The following is a 15777-nucleotide window of genomic DNA, read 5'->3' on the forward strand; positions in this document are numbered from 1 at the left end:
ACCGATTTCAGGATCACACCATGTCACTTCGCACCTTCAAGATCTACCGCTACGACCCCGAGAAGGACGCCAAGCCCTACATGCAGACCATCGAGGTGGAACTCGACGGTCACGAGCGCATGCTGCTGGACGCACTGGGCAAGCTCAAGAAGGTCGATCCGTCGATCTCGTTCCGCCGCTCCTGCCGCGAAGGCGTGTGCGGTTCGGACGCGATGAACATCAACGGCAAGAACGGTCTGGCCTGCCTGACCAACATGAACACGCTGCCCGGCGTGATCACCCTCAAACCCCTGCCCGGTCTGCCCGTGGTGCGCGACCTGATCGTGGACATGACGCTGTTCTTCAAGCAGTACAACAGCATCAAGCCCTACCTGATCAACGACACCGTACCGCCCGAAAAAGAGCGCCTGCAAAGCCCCGAGGAGCGCGAAGAGCTCAACGGTCTGTACGAGTGCATCCTGTGCGCCAGCTGCTCAACCAGCTGCCCGAGCTTCTGGTGGAACCCGGACAAGTTCGTCGGCCCGGCCGGCTTGCTCCAGGCCTACCGCTTCATCGCCGACAGCCGCGATCAAGGCACGGCCGAGCGTCTGGACAACCTGGAAGACCCCTACCGCCTGTTCCGCTGCCACACCATCATGAATTGCGTCGACGTCTGTCCCAAGGGGCTGAATCCGACCAAGGCGATCGGCAAGATCAAGGAAATGATGGTGATGCGCTCGGTCTGAGCGCCCATCCTCCGTCAGCATGAACGCCACCGGCGACCCACTGCTCGATGAACGGGCTCTGAGCAAGCTGCGCTGGCGCTGTCGGCGTGGACTGCTCGAAAACGACTTGTTCATCGAGCGCTTTTTCAGCCGGCATGAATCTGGCTTGACTGTCAGTCAGGCCGAAGCTCTGGGGGTTTTAATGGACCTGTCTGACAACGATCTGCTGGATCTGTTGCTGGGCCGAACACACCCCGAGGGCGAACTGGCCCGTGCAGACGTCAGCCAGGTCCTGGGCATGCTGCGCGCAGCCAGGACCACCATTTAACAGCGCCATTCGTTACCGCGCCACGTGAAGGAAACCGCATGAAACTCGTTGACAACAAAGCCACCCTGTCGTTTTCCAATGGCAGTCCCAGCGTCGAGCTGCCCGTGTATGCCGGCAGCATCGGCCCCGACGTGGTGGACATCCGCAAGCTGTATGCGCAGACCGGCATGTTCACCTACGACCCGGGCTTTTTGTCTACCGCGTCGTGCCAGTCGGCCATCACCTACATCGATGGCGACAAAGGTGAGCTGCTGTACCGTGGCTACCCGATCGAGCAACTGGCCACGCACTGCGACTACCTCGACACCTGCTACCTATTGCTCAAGGGCGAACTGCCTGACGACAAGGAGCGCTCCGACTTCCACAAGCTCGTGACCAACCACACCATGGTCAACGAGCAGATGCAGTTCTTTCTGCGCGGCTTCCGACGCGATGCCCACCCCATGGCCATCCTGACCGGGCTGGTGGGCGGCATGTCGGCCTTCTACCATGACAGCACCGACATCAACAACCCGGAGCACCGCGAAATCGCAGCCATCCGACTGATCGCCAAGATGCCCACGCTGGTGGCGCTGGCCTACAAGTACAAGTTCGGTCAGCCCTACATGTACCCGCAGAACAGCCTGTCCTACGCTGGCAATTTCATGCGCATGATGTTCGGCACACCGTGCGAGGACTACGTGGTCAACCCGGTGCTGGAAAAGGCGCTGGACCGCATCTTCATCCTTCACGCCGATCACGAGCAGAACGCGTCTACCTCGACGGTGCGCCTGTGCGCCTCGTCGGGCACCAACCCGTTCGCCGCCATAGCCGCGGGCGTGGCTTGCCTCTGGGGTCCGGCACACGGCGGCGCGAACGAAGCCTGCCTGAACATGCTGGAAGACATCCAGCGGCAGGGCGGCGTGGCCAAAGTCGGCGAATTCATGGAGCAGGTCAAAGACAAAAACTCCGGCGTCAAGCTCATGGGTTTTGGTCACCGTGTGTACAAGAACTACGATCCGCGCGCCAAGCTGATGCAGGAGACCTGCAACGACGTGCTGGCTGAGCTGGGTCTGGAAAACGACCCACTGTTCAAGCTCGCCAAAGAGCTGGAGAAGATCGCGCTGGAAGACGAATACTTCGTGTCGCGCAAGCTCTACCCCAACGTCGACTTCTACTCTGGCATCGTGCAGCGCGCCATCGGCATCCCGGTCAACCTGTTCACCGGCGTGTTTGCGCTGGCCCGCACCGTGGGCTGGATCGCCCAGCTCAACGAGATGATTGGTGACCCGGAATACAAGATCGGACGCCCGCGCCAGTTGTTCACCGGTTCGCCGCGCCGCGACATGCCGCAAGCCCTCAGCCGCTGATCGCACGCCGCACCCTGGGCCGAGTCATCGGCCCGGCCGCAGTGCCTGCGCCCGCCCCGCGACATGCCGGGCGGGCGTTTTTTCAGGTGAAGCCCTAAAATCACCCGTCACACCCTTCGACCCGACCAAGACCACACACAAGCCACATGGGACGCACCCTCTACGACAAGATCTGGGACGAGCACGTTGTTCACACCGAGGACGACGGCACCTCGGTGCTCTACATCGACCGGCACCTGGTGCACGAAGTCACCAGCCCACAAGCCTTTGAGGGCCTGCGCAAGGCTGGCCGCAAGGTCTGGCGCGTGAGCTCCATCGTCGCCACGGCTGATCACAACACGCCCACCACGGGCTGGGAAATGGGCTACGACGGCATCACCGACCCGATCAGCAAAGAGCAGATCGTCACCCTCGACAAGAACATCGCTGAATTCGGCGCAGCGGCGTTTTTCCCGTTCATGTCCAAGCGCCAAGGCATCGTGCACGTGATCGGCCCGGAAAACGGGGCCACCCTGCCCGGCATGACTGTCGTCTGCGGCGACTCGCACACCTCCACCCATGGTGCTTTCGGTGCGCTGGCGCACGGCATCGGCACCAGTGAAGTCGAGCATGTCATGGCCACGCAAACGCTGTTGGCCAAGAAGGCCAAGAACATGCTGGTCAAAGTGGAAGGCTCACTGGCCAAGGGCGTGACCGCCAAAGACATCGTTCTGGCCATCATCGGCAAGATCGGTACCGCAGGCGGCACCGGCTACACCATCGAGTTCGGCGGTAGCGCCATCCGGGCGCTTTCCATGGAAGGCCGCATGACGGTGTGCAACATGGCCATCGAAGGCGGTGCCCGAGCTGGCTTGGTCGCCGTGGACGACAAGACCATTGAGTACGTCAAGGGCCGCCCGCTGGCGCCCACAGGCGTGGCCTGGGAGCAGGCGGTGACCTACTGGAAGACGCTGAAATCCGATCCCGACGCCGAATTCGACGCCGTGGTCGAACTCGATGCGAGCCGCATCGTGCCGCAGGTCACCTGGGGAACATCGCCCGAGATGGTGCTCGGCGTGGACGGCATCGTGCCCGATCCCGACAAGGAAAAAGACCCGAACAAACGCGGTGCGATCGAGCGCGCGCTCACATACATGGCGCTGCAGCCCGGCAAGCCACTCAACGACATTTTTGTCGACAAGGTATTCATCGGCTCCTGCACCAACAGCCGCATCGAAGACATGCGCGAAGCCGCGGCCCTGGTGAAGAAGCTGGGCCAGAAGGTGGCCAAGAATGTCAAGCTTGCGATGGTCGTGCCAGGTTCGGGCCTGGTGAAAGAGCAGGCCGAGCGAGAGGGTCTGCACGAGATCTTCAAGGCCGCCGGTTTTGAGTGGCGCGAGCCTGGCTGCTCCATGTGTCTGGCCATGAACGCCGATCGCCTGGAGCCCGGCGAACGCTGCGCCTCAACCAGCAACCGCAACTTTGAAGGCCGCCAGGGTGCTGGCGGTCGCACCCACCTGGTTTCTCCCGCCATGGCGGCCGCTGCGGCCATCCATGGTCACTTCGTCGACGTCCGTCAATTTGTCTGAAAGGAAAACGCCATGAAAGCCATTGCCGCCATCTTTGCTGCCACCATCGCGCTGGCCCTGAGCGCCTGCAACACCGTACAGGGCGTAGGTCAGGACATCCAGAAAGGCGGGCAGGTGCTCGAAGACGCTGCCAAGAAGAAGTGATGCGAGCCTTCACCGTGCACAAGGGGCTGGTGGCGCCCATCGATCGTGAAAACGTCGACACCGACGCCATCATCCCCAAGCAATTCCTGAAGTCGATCCGCAAGACCGGATTCGGACCCAACCTGTTTGACGAGTGGCGCTATCTCGACAAAGGCGAGCCCGGACAGGACCCGGCCAGCCGCAAGCCCAATACCGACTTCGTGCTCAACCAGCCGCGTTATGCAGGCGCCTCGGTGCTGCTGGCGCGCAAGAACTTCGGCTGCGGCTCCAGCCGCGAACACGCGCCATGGGCGATCGAGCAATTCGGTTTCCGTGCCCTGATCGCGCCCAGTTACGCCGACATCTTCTACAACAACTGTTTCAAGAACGGCATCCTGCCCATCGTGCTGCCTGAGGCACAGGTCGACCGGCTGTTCGACGAGGTGGCGGCGTTCCCCGGCTATGAGCTGACCATCGACCTGGAGCGTCAAGTGGTGGTCAAGCCGCAGGGCGACGAGCTGCCATTTGACGTGCAGGCGTTTCGCAAGTACTGCCTGCTCAACGGCCTGGATGACATCGGTCTCACGCTGCGCCACCAGGACAAGATCGCCGCATTTGAATCCGAGCGGCTGGCGACCAAGCCCTGGCTGGCCAGCACGATGTAGGCCTCGGCGCCCCGGCGGCGCCTGCGGCGCCTCCCCTTCGTGGGGAAGTTGTTCTCGGGCCGGAGCAGCCGGACCCGCGATCACCTGTCAGCACACCTCTTCACTTCCCTACCCCCATGAAAATTGCAGTTCTTCCTGGTGACGGCATCGGCACCGAAATCGTGGCCGAAGCGGTCAAAGTGCTTGATGCGCTCGGCCTCCCGTTTGAGATGGAATCGGCCCTGGTCGGCGGTGCAGCGTATGAAGCCCACGGGCACCCGCTGCCCGAATCCACGCTCAAGCTGGCGCAATCGGCTGACGCCATCCTGTTTGGCGCGGTCGGCGACTGGAAGTACGACAAACTGGATCGCCCACTGCGCCCTGAGCAGGCCATCCTGGGCCTGCGCAAGAACCTGGGGCTGTTCGCCAACCTCCGCCCCGCCATCTGCTACGAACAACTGGTGGGCGCCTCCAGCTTGAAGCCAGAGCTGATTGCCGGGCTGGACATACTGATCATCCGCGAGCTCACCGGCGACATCTACTTCGGCCAGCCGCGCGGAAGGCGCACCGCCTTCGATGGGCACTTCCCCGGCGCCGAGGAAGCCTTCGACACCATGCGCTACAGCAAGCCCGAAATCGAGCGCATCGCCCACGTGGCCTTCCAAGCTGCGCGCAAGCGCCACAAGAAGGTGACCAGCGTCGACAAGGCCAACGTGCTGGAGACCTTCCAGTTCTGGAGAGACGTCGTCACCGAGGTGCATGCCCAGTACCCCGACGTGGAGCTGGAGCACATGTACGTGGACAACGCGGCCATGCAGCTGGTCAAGAAACCCAAAGCGTTTGACGTCGTCGTCACCGGCAACATGTTTGGCGACATCCTGTCCGACGAAGCCTCCATGCTCACCGGCTCGATCGGCATGCTGCCCTCGGCCTCGCTCAACAGCAAGAACCAGGGCCTGTACGAACCCAGTCACGGCAGCGCGCCCGACATCGCGGGCCAGGGCATCGCCAACCCGCTGGCCACCATCCTGAGCGCGGCCATGATGCTGCGCTTCAGCCTGAACCAGGAAGCCGCAGCGCAGCGAATCGAAGCGGCGGTGCAGAAGGTGCTGGCGCAAGGTCTTCGCACTCCGGACATCTTCAGTGAAGGCACCACCCAAGTGGGCACCGCCCAGATGGGCGACGCAGTGGTCCAGGCGCTGGGCTGATCCAACACGCTCCACCGTGATCCCGGGGCGGCTGTGGCCGCCCTTTTTCATGGACACAGCACGCCGCCGGCCGGACGGTTGTCAGCTGGCGTCAAGCCAGGCTCCGATACAATTCGGGTCTATGTCTGCGACCAGCCCGTTCGACCTGAACCTCGCATCTGCCGCCCCGGCGGATGTGGCTGCGCTCGCAACCACCATCAAAACCACGACCGTTAAGGGCTGATCCAGCCTGGTTCGTCGTGCGCCCTCCCCGGCCAGACGAGCCGGGGCAAGTCGGTCTGGTTTGGACCTGTTTATCTACTTGAAAGGGCGTTTGAAATGAGCAAGTTGGTTGGTTTGGTCGGCTGGCGCGGCATGGTCGGCTCGGTATTGATGGATCGCATGGTCGAGGAAAAAGACTTCGACCTGATCGAACCCCTGTTCTTCTCCACCTCCAATGCCGGCGGCAAAGCCCCCGCGATGGCCAAGAACGAAACCACGCTGCAGGACGCGCACGACATCGCCGCGCTCCAGCGTTGCGACATCATCATCACCGCCCAGGGCGGCGACTACACCTCCGCCGTGTTCCCCAAGCTGCGCGCCGCCGGCTGGAACGGCCACTGGATCGATGCCGCTTCCACGCTGCGCATGGAAAAAGACGCGGTGATCATCCTCGACCCGGTCAACATGCCGGTGATCAAGGATGCACTGAGCAAGGGCGGCAAGAACTGGGTCGGCGGCAACTGCACCGTCAGCTGCATGCTGATGGGTGTGGGCGCGCTGTACAAGGCGGGGCTGGTCGAATGGATGAGCACCCAGACCTACCAGGCCGCTTCCGGCGGTGGCGCACAGCACATGCGCGAGTTGCTCACGCAGTACGGCACGCTGAACGCCGAAGTGAAAGCGCTGCTGGACGACCCCAAGAGCGCGATCCTGGAGATTGACCGCAAGGTGATCGCCAAGCAGCGCAGCCTGAGCGGGGCGGAAACCGCCAATTTCGGCGTGCCGCTGGGTGGCAGCCTGATCCCCTGGATCGACAAGGATCTGGGCAACGGAATGTCCAAGGAAGAGTGGAAAGGCATGGCCGAAACCAACAAGATCCTCGGGCTGGGTGAAGGCTTCGGCTCAGCACCCATCCCGGTTGATGGTTTCTGCGTTCGCGTGGGCGCCATGCGCTGCCACAGCCAGGCCCTGACCTTCAAGCTGAAGAAAGACGTGCCGGTGGCCGACATCGAGGCCATGATCGCCGCCGACAACCCCTGGGCCAAGGTGGTGCCGAACACGCGCGAAGCCACCATCACCGACCTGACACCGGTGGCCGTGACCGGCACCATGACCATTCCCGTCGGCCGCATCCGCAAACTGGCGATGGGACCTGAATATGTGGGCGCCTTCACCATCGGCGACCAGTTGTTGTGGGGCGCTGCCGAGCCGCTGCGCCGCATGCTGCGCATCCTGCTGGTGGCCTGACTGTCAGCAATCGAAACCGCGCCGGGCGTCCTTCACGTCCAGCGTCTGCGTTGCGACTCCACAACGCAGAGGCACCAGAATCCCGACCAACGGGCGCCTTGGAAACTCAAGCGGATTCTCAGCTTGTCACCCTAATGCGTTGATGTTAAGGTCAATTCTCGGTTTTTTACGTCGAGGTCCACGTGCCATCCACCACCCGCAATACCCTATTCAAAACGGCCTCGTCGTCCCGAAAAAACCCCACTTCAATCGGCCTGACCCGGTTACACGCAGTTGCCGCGGCTGTGGTGCTTTGCACCGGGCTCGCGCACACTCCCGACGCCCTGGCGCTGGCGCTTGGCCGCATCGCGGTGCAGTCAGCCCTGGGTGAGCCGCTGCGGGCCGAAATCGACGTGCCCGACATCAGCGCGGAAGAGGCATCCACCCTTCGTGTGGGTCTGGCCTCGCCAGAAGCGTTTCGCGCCGCCGGCATGGAGTTCAATCCTGCGCTGGGCAATGCCCAGGTCAGTCTGCAGCGCCGTCCAGATGGCCGGGCGTTTCTGCGCCTGACCAGCCCGCGCCCGATCAATGAGCCCTTTGTCGACCTCATCGTCGAGGCCAACTGGGCCTCTGGTCGCATCCTTCGCGACTACACCCTGCTGATCGATCCGCCCAAGGCACGCGCTGCTGCCCCCGTGGCCCCGGTGCCTGCCGCCGCTGCGCCGCAGGCTGCGCCCGCACGGCCTTCGCCAGCCCCCGCACCCGCGCCCGTCGCCGCACAACCTCTGCCACCCGTGGTGGCGCCTGCCGCCCGCGCCCCAGCACCCGCGCGCGCGCCAGCGGCTCAGCCGCCTGCAGCACCCCAGGCCGCCGGTGGGCAGGTAAGAGTTCGCGCTGGCGACACCGCCGGCCGCATCGCCAACGCCAACCGCCCCGCCAACGTGTCGCTGGACCAGATGCTGGTCGCCATGTTGCGCGCCAACCCGGATGCCTTCATCGACGGCAACGTGAACCGCGTCAAGGCCGGCGCGATCATCGACTTGCCCAGCGCCGCCGATGCGGACAGCACCCCGACCGGTGAAGCCCGGCAAATCATCGCGGCCCAGAGCCGCGATTTCAACGAATTCCGCCGCCGTCTTGCCAACCGTGTTCCTGCCGCCGCCGTCGAAACCGGTGGCCGTGAAGCTGCAGGACGCGTGCAGGCCGAGGTGCAAGACCAAGCTCCTGCGGCCCCTGCTCAGGACAAACTCACCCTGTCCAAAGGCGCCACGCCAGGAGCGACCGCCAGCGAAGACAAGATCGCTCAAGAGCGCCAGGCCCAGGAAGCCTCGGCCCGGGTCGCCGAACTCTCTCGCAACATTGACGAACTGGCCAAGCTGGGTACCACCACGGCGGCCACCACCGCCGCCGCGGCCAGCGCTTCGCCCACCGGCGCAGTGACGCTGCCCGGCGCCGTCGCCACCACGGCGGAGGCCACGTCCACGGCCCCTGTGGCTGATACCGCGACGGCAACCACCCCTGCCGAAAGCACGCCTGCCGTGGCCGAGCCAGCGCCCGTCGCGGCACCCGCTCCGCAGCCTGCGCCAGCCCCCCCGCCTGCGCCGATGCTCGAAGAACCCTCTCTGCTTGAGCAGCTGCAGGAAAATCCTCTGGTGCTGCCCGCTGCGGGTGGCCTGCTGGCCTTGTTGGCGGGCTTTGGCCTGTACCGGATGCGCCAGCGCAAAAAAGGTGCCGCCGTCGACAGTTCGTTCCTGGAGAGCCGACTGCAGCCCGATTCGTTCTTTGGCTCCAGCGGTGGGCAGCGTATCGACACCGCCGAAGCCAGCGCATCGGGCTCGTCCATGGTCTATTCACCCAGCCAGCTGGATGCGGCCGGAGACGTGGACCCAGTCGCCGAAGCTGACGTCTATCTGGCCTATGGCCGCGACCTGCAGGCTGAGGAAATCCTCAAGGAGGCCATGCGCAGCACGCCCACCCGTGTCGCCATCCACAACAAGCTGCTCGAGATTTACGCCAAGCGCCGCGATGCCAAGGCCTTCGAGGTCGTGGCCACCGAGGCCTACGCCCTGACACAAGGCCAAGGGCCCGAATGGGAACAGGCGTGCGCGCTGGGCAAGGAGCTGGATCCGAGCAATCCGCTGTACCAGCCAGGCGGTGCGCCCGCTCAAAAGGTCGTGGCCATGACCGCCGCCGGTGGCGCCATGACGGTGCCGTTTGGCAACAGCACACTGTCCGAGGCCACGGGCCGGACCAACGAAGGCCGTCTGGATCTGGATCTCGATTTCTCGGCAGACGAACCCGCTGCGTCCAGCGGCGACGTGATGTCGGCGCTGGACGACCTGAAGAGCACCGAGGCACTCACCGCAGCCAAAGCGCCTGAGGTCGTGGCAGCCGATTCGGGGCTGATGGACTTTGATCTGGACTTCCCCACCAATCCAGCGCCATTGCAGGCGGCCAAAGCCGATACCGTCGCACCCGAGGCAACACCCGACGCGTCTATGTTCGACGACAGCGAGATCCTGCCTGACTTTGCGCTCGATGCACCTTCGGAGCCAACCCCGTTGGCTGAAGTTGAGCCCAAAATGCCCGCGGCAGCGGCCGCAGCACCGGCTGTCGAGAACAACGAGTTGATGTCCTTCGACCTGAACGACATCAACCTTGATCTGGAAACGCCCGAGACCGCTGAAGGCGTGGACAAAGGCCTGACGGAAGAGAACCCGCTGGAAACCAAGCTCTCGCTGGCCGAAGAGTTTCGGGCCATCGGCGATCTGGAGGGCGCGCGGTCGCTGGCCGAGGAAGTGCTGGCCGAAGCCTCGGGTACGCTCAAGACCAAGGCCAGCACCTTCCTCAGCGATCTGGCCTGAGCCCGGGCCCGGCCCGCGCGTCCGTGCCTTGAGCGCTTCCGCACCCGAGTCCACGGCCCCCGACGCCCCCACGCCGCAGCGCATGGCGCTGGGCGTGAGCTACAACGGTCGGGCGTTTGAGGGCTGGCAGAGCCAGGCCAGCGGCATCACCGTGCAAGACCACCTGGAGCAGGCGCTGGCGAGCTTTTGCGCTCTGCCGCGCGTGCAGACGCTCTGCGCAGGTCGCACCGACTCCGGTGTGCATGGCCTGATGCAGGTGGTGCACTTCGACACCCCACTGCAACGAGACGACAACGCGTGGGTGCGCGGCACCAACCGCTTCCTGCCCGAGACCATCGCGGTGCAGTGGGCGCAACGCGTGCCGTCCAGCTTTCATGCCCGCGCCAGCGCCCGAGCGCGGCGCTACGCTTACGTATTGCTCGAGTCGCCCGTGCGGCCCAGCGTGGATTGCGGCCAGGTGGGCTGGGTGTTTCGGCCTCTTCATCAGGATGCCATGGTGAGCGCAGCGCAGACACTCGTCGGCGAACACGATTTCAGCTCGTTCCGCGCCTCCAGCTGCCAGGCTCACAGCCCAGTCAAACACGTGCTGCGCATCGCCATCACGCGGCGTGGCGCCTACTGGCGTTTTGAATTCGAGGCCACTGCGTTCCTGCACCACATGATCCGCAACATCATGGGCTGCCTGATCGCGATTGGCACCGGCAAGCAGCCGGTGAGCTGGATGGCCGAGGTGCTGGCAGCCCGCAACCGAGATGCCGCCGCGCCCACCTTTTCGCCAGATGGCTTGTATTTCCTGGGACCGGTTTACGATGCGTCATGGGGTCTGCCGGACCGCACGCCCGCGTTTGACTGGTTGCCTTAGCTCCCCCCGCGCCGCCTTCGGCGTCACCCCCCAGGGCGACACTGGCGGCCCGGCGGAGCCGGTTCCGCGGCGTCCTTGATCAAGACACCTTTGCTGATGAAACACCTTCGCACGCGCATCAAGATTTGTGGACTTACCCGCGAGTCCGACGTGGACTCGGCCGTGCAGGCCGGTGCGGACGCCATCGGCTTTGTGCTTTACTCACACAGCCCGCGCTTCGTGCCGCCCGAGCGGGCGGGTGAACTGGCGCGCCGCCTGCCGGCTTTCGTCACGCCGGTGCTGCTGTTCGTGAACGCAAGCCCTGAGTTCATCGCGCAAGGCGTGCAGTCCGTGCCCAATGCCTTGCTGCAATTTCACGGTGACGAAACGCCCGCCGACTGCCTGGCCGCTGGCCGACCTTATCTGCGCGCCGCCCGCATACCCACCGGCCCCGCCGGGTCGGGCTTTGATCTCCTAAAATACGCAGAAGACTTTTCTGCCGCCCAGGCCATCCTGCTCGACGCCCATGTCGAAGGATTTGGTGGCGGAGGTCAATCCTTCGAATGGAACGCTTTCCCGTGGTCACACCCGCTTCTAAACGCCAGCTCTCGCCTCGTTTTGTCTGGTGGACTCGACGCTGCAAACGTGATCGATGGCATCAGCCGCGTGCGGCCCTGGGCCGTTGACGTGAGTTCTGGCGTCGAGGTGTCCAAAGGCATCAAGGACGCGGACAGGATCCACGCATTCGTCGCCGCCGTTCGCGCGGCCGACGCCCTCTTATCCCGCCCGAGCTGAACCCGTTTCCGAGTCGCTCGGGTCATTGAACCGAGACACCCATGGACACCTACCAGCAACCCGACGCCCGAGGCCATTTCGGCATTTACGGCGGCAGCTTCGTGAGCGAGACGCTCACCCACGCGATCAACGAGCTCAAAGCGGCTTACGCGAAATACCAGCACGACCCCGAGTTCCTGGCCGAGTTCCAGAGCGAGCTGGCCCACTTCGTCGGCCGCCCAAGCCCCGTCTACCACGCCGCGCGCATGAGTCGCGAACAAGGCGGCGCACAGATTTTCCTCAAGCGCGAAGACTTGAACCACACCGGTGCCCACAAGGTCAACAACACCATCGGTCAGGCCATGCTGGCCAAGCGCATGGGCAAACCGCGCATCATCGCCGAGACCGGCGCCGGCCAACATGGCGTGGCCACCGCCACCATCTGCGCGCGCTACGGCCTGGAGTGCGTGGTCTACATGGGCAGCGAAGACGTCAAGCGCCAGAGCCCCAACGTCTACCGCATGAAGCTGCTGGGTGCGACCGTGGTACCGGTGGAGTCGGGCAGCAAGACGCTGAAAGACGCGCTCAACGAAGCCATGCGCGACTGGGTCGCCAACGTCGACAACACCTTCTACATCATCGGCACCGTGGCTGGTCCGCACCCCTACCCCATGATGGTGCGCGACTTCCAGAGTGTGATCGGCAACGAATGCCTGGTGCAGATGCCAGAGATGCTCAAGACCGCAGGCTGCACCGGTGAGCAACCCGATGTGGTGGTCGCCTGCGTGGGCGGCGGCAGCAACGCCATGGGCATCTTCTACCCCTACATCAACCACGCCGCCACGCGTCTGGTCGGTGTGGAAGCGGCCGGCGAAGGACTGGAGAGTGGCAAACACTCGGCCTCGCTGCAAAAAGGGAGTCCGGGCGTGCTGCACGGCAATCGCACCTACGTGCTGCAAGACGACAACGGCCAGGTCACCGAAACCCACAGCGTGAGCGCTGGCCTGGACTACCCCGGTGTCGGCCCCGAACATGCGTTTCTCAAAGACATCGGGCGTGCCGATTACGTGGGCATCACCGACACCGAAGCGCTGGAAGCCTTTCACTACCTCTGCCGCACCGAGGGCATCATTCCCGCGCTCGAATCCAGCCACGCCATTGCTTACGCGATGAAGCTGGCCAAGACCATGAAGCCTGACCAGTCCATCCTGGTCAATCTGTCCGGCCGCGGCGACAAAGACATCGGCACCGTGGCCGATCTGTCGCAAGCCGACTTCTACTGCCGCCCCAGCTGCAAAGGCCAGTCGGTGAAGGGCGGCGCCGACACCTCGGTGATGAAGGTGACAGCCAGCGTGGCACGCAGCGCCACCAGCGTGGAGGCCAAAACACCATGAGCCGTATCGACACCACGTTCAGTGCCCTGAAGGCGCAGAACCGCAAAGCGCTCATTCCCTTCGTCACGGCCGGATTTCCTTTCGCCAACATCACACCCGAGCTGATGCATGGACTGGTTGAGGGTGGCGCCGATGTGATCGAACTCGGCGTACCGTTCTCGGACCCGTCGGCCGACGGCCCAGTGATCCAGAAGGCGGGTGACCGAGCCCTGGCGCTGGGCGTTGGCCTAGTGCAGGTGATCGCCATGGTCAAGGCGTTTCGTGAGCGCAACAAGCAGACCCCCGTGGTGCTGATGGGCTATGCCAACCCGATTGAGCGCTACGACCAGAAACACGGTGAAGGCAGCTTCGTGCAAGACGCGTCGGCCGCCGGTGTCGACGGGGTGCTGGTCGTGGACTACCCACCGGAGGAGTGCGAAGAGTTCGCCTCGACTTTGCGCGCGAACAACATGGACCTGATCTTTCTGCTGGCGCCGACTTCGACCGACGAGCGAATGGCACAAGTGGCCCGGGTGGCCAGCGGGTACGTGTACTACGTCTCGCTCAAGGGCGTGACCGGTGCTGGCACGCTGGACGTCGGGCAGGTCGAGGCCATGCTGCCGCGCATCCGCCAGCATGTGACGGTGCCGGTGGGCGTGGGTTTTGGCATTCGTGATGCCGAGACCGCCAAAGCCATCGGCAAGTCAGCCGACGCCGTGGTCATTGGCAGTCGGTTGATCCAGCTGATCGAAAACGAGCCGTACGAAAAGGTGATTGCGGTGGCATCGCAATTCATGCGGACGATCCGCAAAGCGCTCGATGCGTGATGGATGGCCCGCGCGTTCCACCGCTGCGCGGGACGCTGCCCTTGGACCCGCAAGCCACCAGCTGCTTTCCCGGCTTAAGGGTGCAGGGCCTCGCTCGGGAGCGGCCCGGCAGGCCAGTGACCCATCGCCTGCCTGCATGGTCTAATTTGCTTCGCTTTAGGAGAACCACATGTCCTGGCTAGAAAAACTGTTGCCCCCCAAGATCACCCCCACCGATCCCACTGAACGCCGCAGCGTGCCCGAAGGGCTGTGGATCAAGTGCCCGAGTTGCGAAGCGGTCCTGTACAAGTCCGATCTGGAAAAAAACCAGAATGTGTGCCCGCACTGCAGCCACCACCATCGCATCGGCGCCCGCGCGCGGCTCAATGCGTTTCTGGACGCCGAAGGCCGCTACGAGCTGGCGCAGGAGGTGCTGCCAGTCGATGCGCTGAAGTTCAAAGACAGCCGCAAGTATCCCGAACGCCTGAAGGAAGCGCTGGAGACCACGGGCGAGACCGACGCGCTGGTGGTCATGGGCGGCGCTGTGCAAGGTATGAGCCTGGTGGTCGTTTGTTTTGAATTTGACTTCATGGGTGGCTCCATGGGCTCGGTGGTGGGCGAGCGCTTTGTGCGTGGCGTGGAAGAAGCGATTGCGCAGAAGGTGCCGTTCGTGTGCTTTACCGCGACCGGGGGTGCCCGCATGCAGGAAGGCCTGCTGTCGCTGATGCAGATGGCCAAGACCAATGCGGCCCTGACCCGCCTGGCGAAGAAGGGCTTGCCCTACATCAGCGTGCTCACCGACCCCACCATGGGTGGTGTGAGCGCCGGCTTTGCCTTTGTAGGGGACGTGGTCATTGCCGAACCCAAGGCCTTGATCGGTTTTGCGGGTCCGCGCGTGATCGAGAACACGGTGCGGGTGAAGCTGCCCGAAGGCTTCCAGCGCGCCGAGTTCCTGCAGACCAAAGGCGCGCTGGACTTCATCTGCGATCGGCGTGAGCTGCGCGCCACAGTGGCCAATGTGCTCGCGATGCTGCAACGCCAGAGCGCCGACGCGGTGGTCGCCGATTGAGCGACACCAACGACGCGGCAGCGCCGCTCACCCTTCAGCAGTTGCCCCTGTTCCCGCTGCAGACTGTGCTGTTTCCCGACGGCTGGATGCCGCTGCGCATCTTTGAGGTGCGCTACCTCGACATGATCAGCCGCTGCCACAAGGCGGGCGCGCCATTTGGTGTGGTCTGCCTGTCCCAGGGCAGCGAGGTGCGTCGAATCGATCCCAAGGCGCCTCCCACCGGCGACGCGTTTGCACGCGAGGCGTTTTTCCCGGTGGGCACACTGGCGCGGATCGAGCGGCTGGAAAAGCCGCAGCCCGGCCTGCTCATGATCCACTGCCGCGGTCTGCAGCGCTTCCAGATCGATGGCAGCCACCAGTTGCCCCACGGCCTTTGGGTGGCGGATGTCACGCTGCAACCCACCGAAACGGTGGTGCCGGTACCCCAGGACCTGATGTCCACCCGCGACGCCTTGCAGCGCCTGCTGGACAATCTGCGGGAGCGCGAACCCGACAGCCTGAACGAGCTGCCCTTGCAGCCGCCCTATCGCTGGGACGACAGCGGCTGGGTAGCCAACCGCTGGGTCGAGCTGCTGCCGGCGCCGCCCGAACTCAAGCAGCGCCTGATGACGCTCGACAACCCCTTGCTCAGGCTGGAGCTGGTGTCGGATCTGCTGGACAAGATGGGTGTGGAGAGATAGCCCTCATGCTCCACCGCT

Annotated in this window: 15 protein-coding genes; all 15 read left to right on the forward strand. The window is 64.1% G+C overall.

Annotated features, from left to right (window positions below):
- Positions 1–20: 20 nt before the first annotated feature.
- The 15 genes from QUV25_RS00650 to QUV25_RS00720 all read left to right on the forward strand — a co-directional run bounded on the left by QUV25_RS00650 (position 21) and on the right by QUV25_RS00720 (position 15759).
- On the forward strand, positions 21–725 hold the full coding sequence (locus QUV25_RS00650; protein WP_291011455.1) for a succinate dehydrogenase iron-sulfur subunit: 705 nt from the start codon (positions 21–23) through the stop codon (positions 723–725).
- Between the two features lie 19 nt (positions 726–744).
- A complete protein-coding gene (locus tag QUV25_RS00655) occupies positions 745–1032 on the forward strand; it encodes a succinate dehydrogenase assembly factor 2 (RefSeq protein ID WP_300860613.1) in 288 nt (95 codons plus the stop codon).
- Between the two features lie 38 nt (positions 1033–1070).
- On the forward strand, positions 1071–2381 hold the full coding sequence (locus tag QUV25_RS00660; RefSeq protein ID WP_300860614.1) for a citrate synthase: 1311 nt from the start codon (positions 1071–1073) through the stop codon (positions 2379–2381).
- Between the two features lie 146 nt (positions 2382–2527).
- Positions 2528–3949, forward strand: coding sequence for a 3-isopropylmalate dehydratase large subunit (gene leuC / locus QUV25_RS00665; protein WP_300860615.1), 1422 nt, complete (start codon positions 2528–2530; stop codon positions 3947–3949).
- Positions 3950–3961: 12 nt separating this feature from the next.
- Positions 3962–4093 carry an entericidin A/B family lipoprotein gene (locus QUV25_RS00670; RefSeq protein WP_300860616.1) on the forward strand — a complete coding sequence of 44 codons (132 nt, stop codon included), beginning with the start codon at positions 3962–3964 and terminating at the stop codon, positions 4091–4093.
- Complete coding sequence (gene leuD / locus QUV25_RS00675) at positions 4093–4737, forward strand: 3-isopropylmalate dehydratase small subunit (protein ID WP_300860617.1); 645 nt, start codon at positions 4093–4095, stop codon at positions 4735–4737. The genes QUV25_RS00670 and leuD overlap by 1 nt, the downstream gene beginning before the upstream one ends.
- Positions 4738–4853: 116 nt before the next feature.
- Positions 4854–5924, forward strand: a complete 1071-nt coding sequence (gene leuB / locus QUV25_RS00680; protein ID WP_300860618.1) for a 3-isopropylmalate dehydrogenase — start codon at positions 4854–4856, stop codon at positions 5922–5924.
- A 318-nt stretch (positions 5925–6242) separates the two neighbouring features.
- On the forward strand, positions 6243–7373 hold the full coding sequence (gene asd / locus QUV25_RS00685; RefSeq protein ID WP_300860619.1) for an aspartate-semialdehyde dehydrogenase: 1131 nt from the start codon (positions 6243–6245) through the stop codon (positions 7371–7373).
- A gap of 182 nt (positions 7374–7555) precedes the next feature.
- Positions 7556–10216, forward strand: coding sequence for a FimV/HubP family polar landmark protein (locus tag QUV25_RS00690; protein ID WP_300860620.1), 2661 nt, complete (start codon positions 7556–7558; stop codon positions 10214–10216).
- A gap of 82 nt (positions 10217–10298) precedes the next feature.
- A complete protein-coding gene (truA, locus tag QUV25_RS00695) occupies positions 10299–11078 on the forward strand; it encodes a tRNA pseudouridine(38-40) synthase TruA (protein WP_300861958.1) in 780 nt (259 codons plus the stop codon).
- Positions 11079–11174: 96 nt separating this feature from the next.
- Complete coding sequence (locus tag QUV25_RS00700; RefSeq protein WP_300860621.1) at positions 11175–11852, forward strand: phosphoribosylanthranilate isomerase; 678 nt, start codon at positions 11175–11177, stop codon at positions 11850–11852.
- Between the two features lie 41 nt (positions 11853–11893).
- Positions 11894–13225 (forward strand): tryptophan synthase subunit beta, encoded by a 1332-nt coding sequence (gene trpB / locus QUV25_RS00705; protein ID WP_300860622.1) that lies wholly within the window; start codon positions 11894–11896, stop codon positions 13223–13225.
- Complete coding sequence (trpA, locus tag QUV25_RS00710) at positions 13222–14031, forward strand: tryptophan synthase subunit alpha (protein WP_300860623.1); 810 nt, start codon at positions 13222–13224, stop codon at positions 14029–14031. Before trpB ends, trpA begins: the two co-directional genes overlap by 4 nt.
- A gap of 169 nt (positions 14032–14200) precedes the next feature.
- Positions 14201–15079, forward strand: a complete 879-nt coding sequence (gene accD, locus QUV25_RS00715) for an acetyl-CoA carboxylase, carboxyltransferase subunit beta (RefSeq protein WP_300860624.1) — start codon at positions 14201–14203, stop codon at positions 15077–15079.
- Positions 15076–15759: an LON peptidase substrate-binding domain-containing protein gene (locus QUV25_RS00720; protein ID WP_300860625.1), complete on the forward strand. Its 684-nt coding sequence runs from the start codon at positions 15076–15078 to the stop codon at positions 15757–15759. The genes accD and QUV25_RS00720 overlap by 4 nt, the downstream gene beginning before the upstream one ends.
- Positions 15760–15777: the final 18 nt, after the last annotated feature.

The sequence above is a fragment of the Hydrogenophaga sp. genome, assembly GCF_030373245.1.
Lineage (GTDB): Bacteria > Pseudomonadota > Gammaproteobacteria > Burkholderiales > Burkholderiaceae_C > Hydrogenophaga.

What these genes read in the sequence shown, in the direction of transcription:
- truA (WP_300861958.1), top strand. Translation starts at nt 10,299, where the DNA reads ATGGCGCTGGGCGTGAGCTACAACGGTCGGGCGTTTGAGGGCTGGCAG.
- QUV25_RS00700 (WP_300860621.1), top strand. Translation starts at nt 11,175, where the DNA reads ATGAAACACCTTCGCACGCGCATCAAGATTTGTGGACTTACCCGCGAG.
- trpB (WP_300860622.1), top strand. Translation starts at nt 11,894, where the DNA reads ATGGACACCTACCAGCAACCCGACGCCCGAGGCCATTTCGGCATTTAC.
- asd (WP_300860619.1), top strand. Translation starts at nt 6,243, where the DNA reads ATGAGCAAGTTGGTTGGTTTGGTCGGCTGGCGCGGCATGGTCGGCTCG.
- leuB (WP_300860618.1), top strand. Translation starts at nt 4,854, where the DNA reads ATGAAAATTGCAGTTCTTCCTGGTGACGGCATCGGCACCGAAATCGTG.
- QUV25_RS00655 (WP_300860613.1), top strand. Translation starts at nt 745, where the DNA reads ATGAACGCCACCGGCGACCCACTGCTCGATGAACGGGCTCTGAGCAAG.
- QUV25_RS00650 (WP_291011455.1), top strand. Translation starts at nt 21, where the DNA reads ATGTCACTTCGCACCTTCAAGATCTACCGCTACGACCCCGAGAAGGAC.
- trpA (WP_300860623.1), top strand. Translation starts at nt 13,222, where the DNA reads ATGAGCCGTATCGACACCACGTTCAGTGCCCTGAAGGCGCAGAACCGC.
- QUV25_RS00660 (WP_300860614.1), top strand. Translation starts at nt 1,071, where the DNA reads ATGAAACTCGTTGACAACAAAGCCACCCTGTCGTTTTCCAATGGCAGT.
- accD (WP_300860624.1), top strand. Translation starts at nt 14,201, where the DNA reads ATGTCCTGGCTAGAAAAACTGTTGCCCCCCAAGATCACCCCCACCGAT.
- leuC (WP_300860615.1), top strand. Translation starts at nt 2,528, where the DNA reads ATGGGACGCACCCTCTACGACAAGATCTGGGACGAGCACGTTGTTCAC.
- QUV25_RS00670 (WP_300860616.1), top strand. Translation starts at nt 3,962, where the DNA reads ATGAAAGCCATTGCCGCCATCTTTGCTGCCACCATCGCGCTGGCCCTG.
- leuD (WP_300860617.1), top strand. Translation starts at nt 4,093, where the DNA reads ATGCGAGCCTTCACCGTGCACAAGGGGCTGGTGGCGCCCATCGATCGT.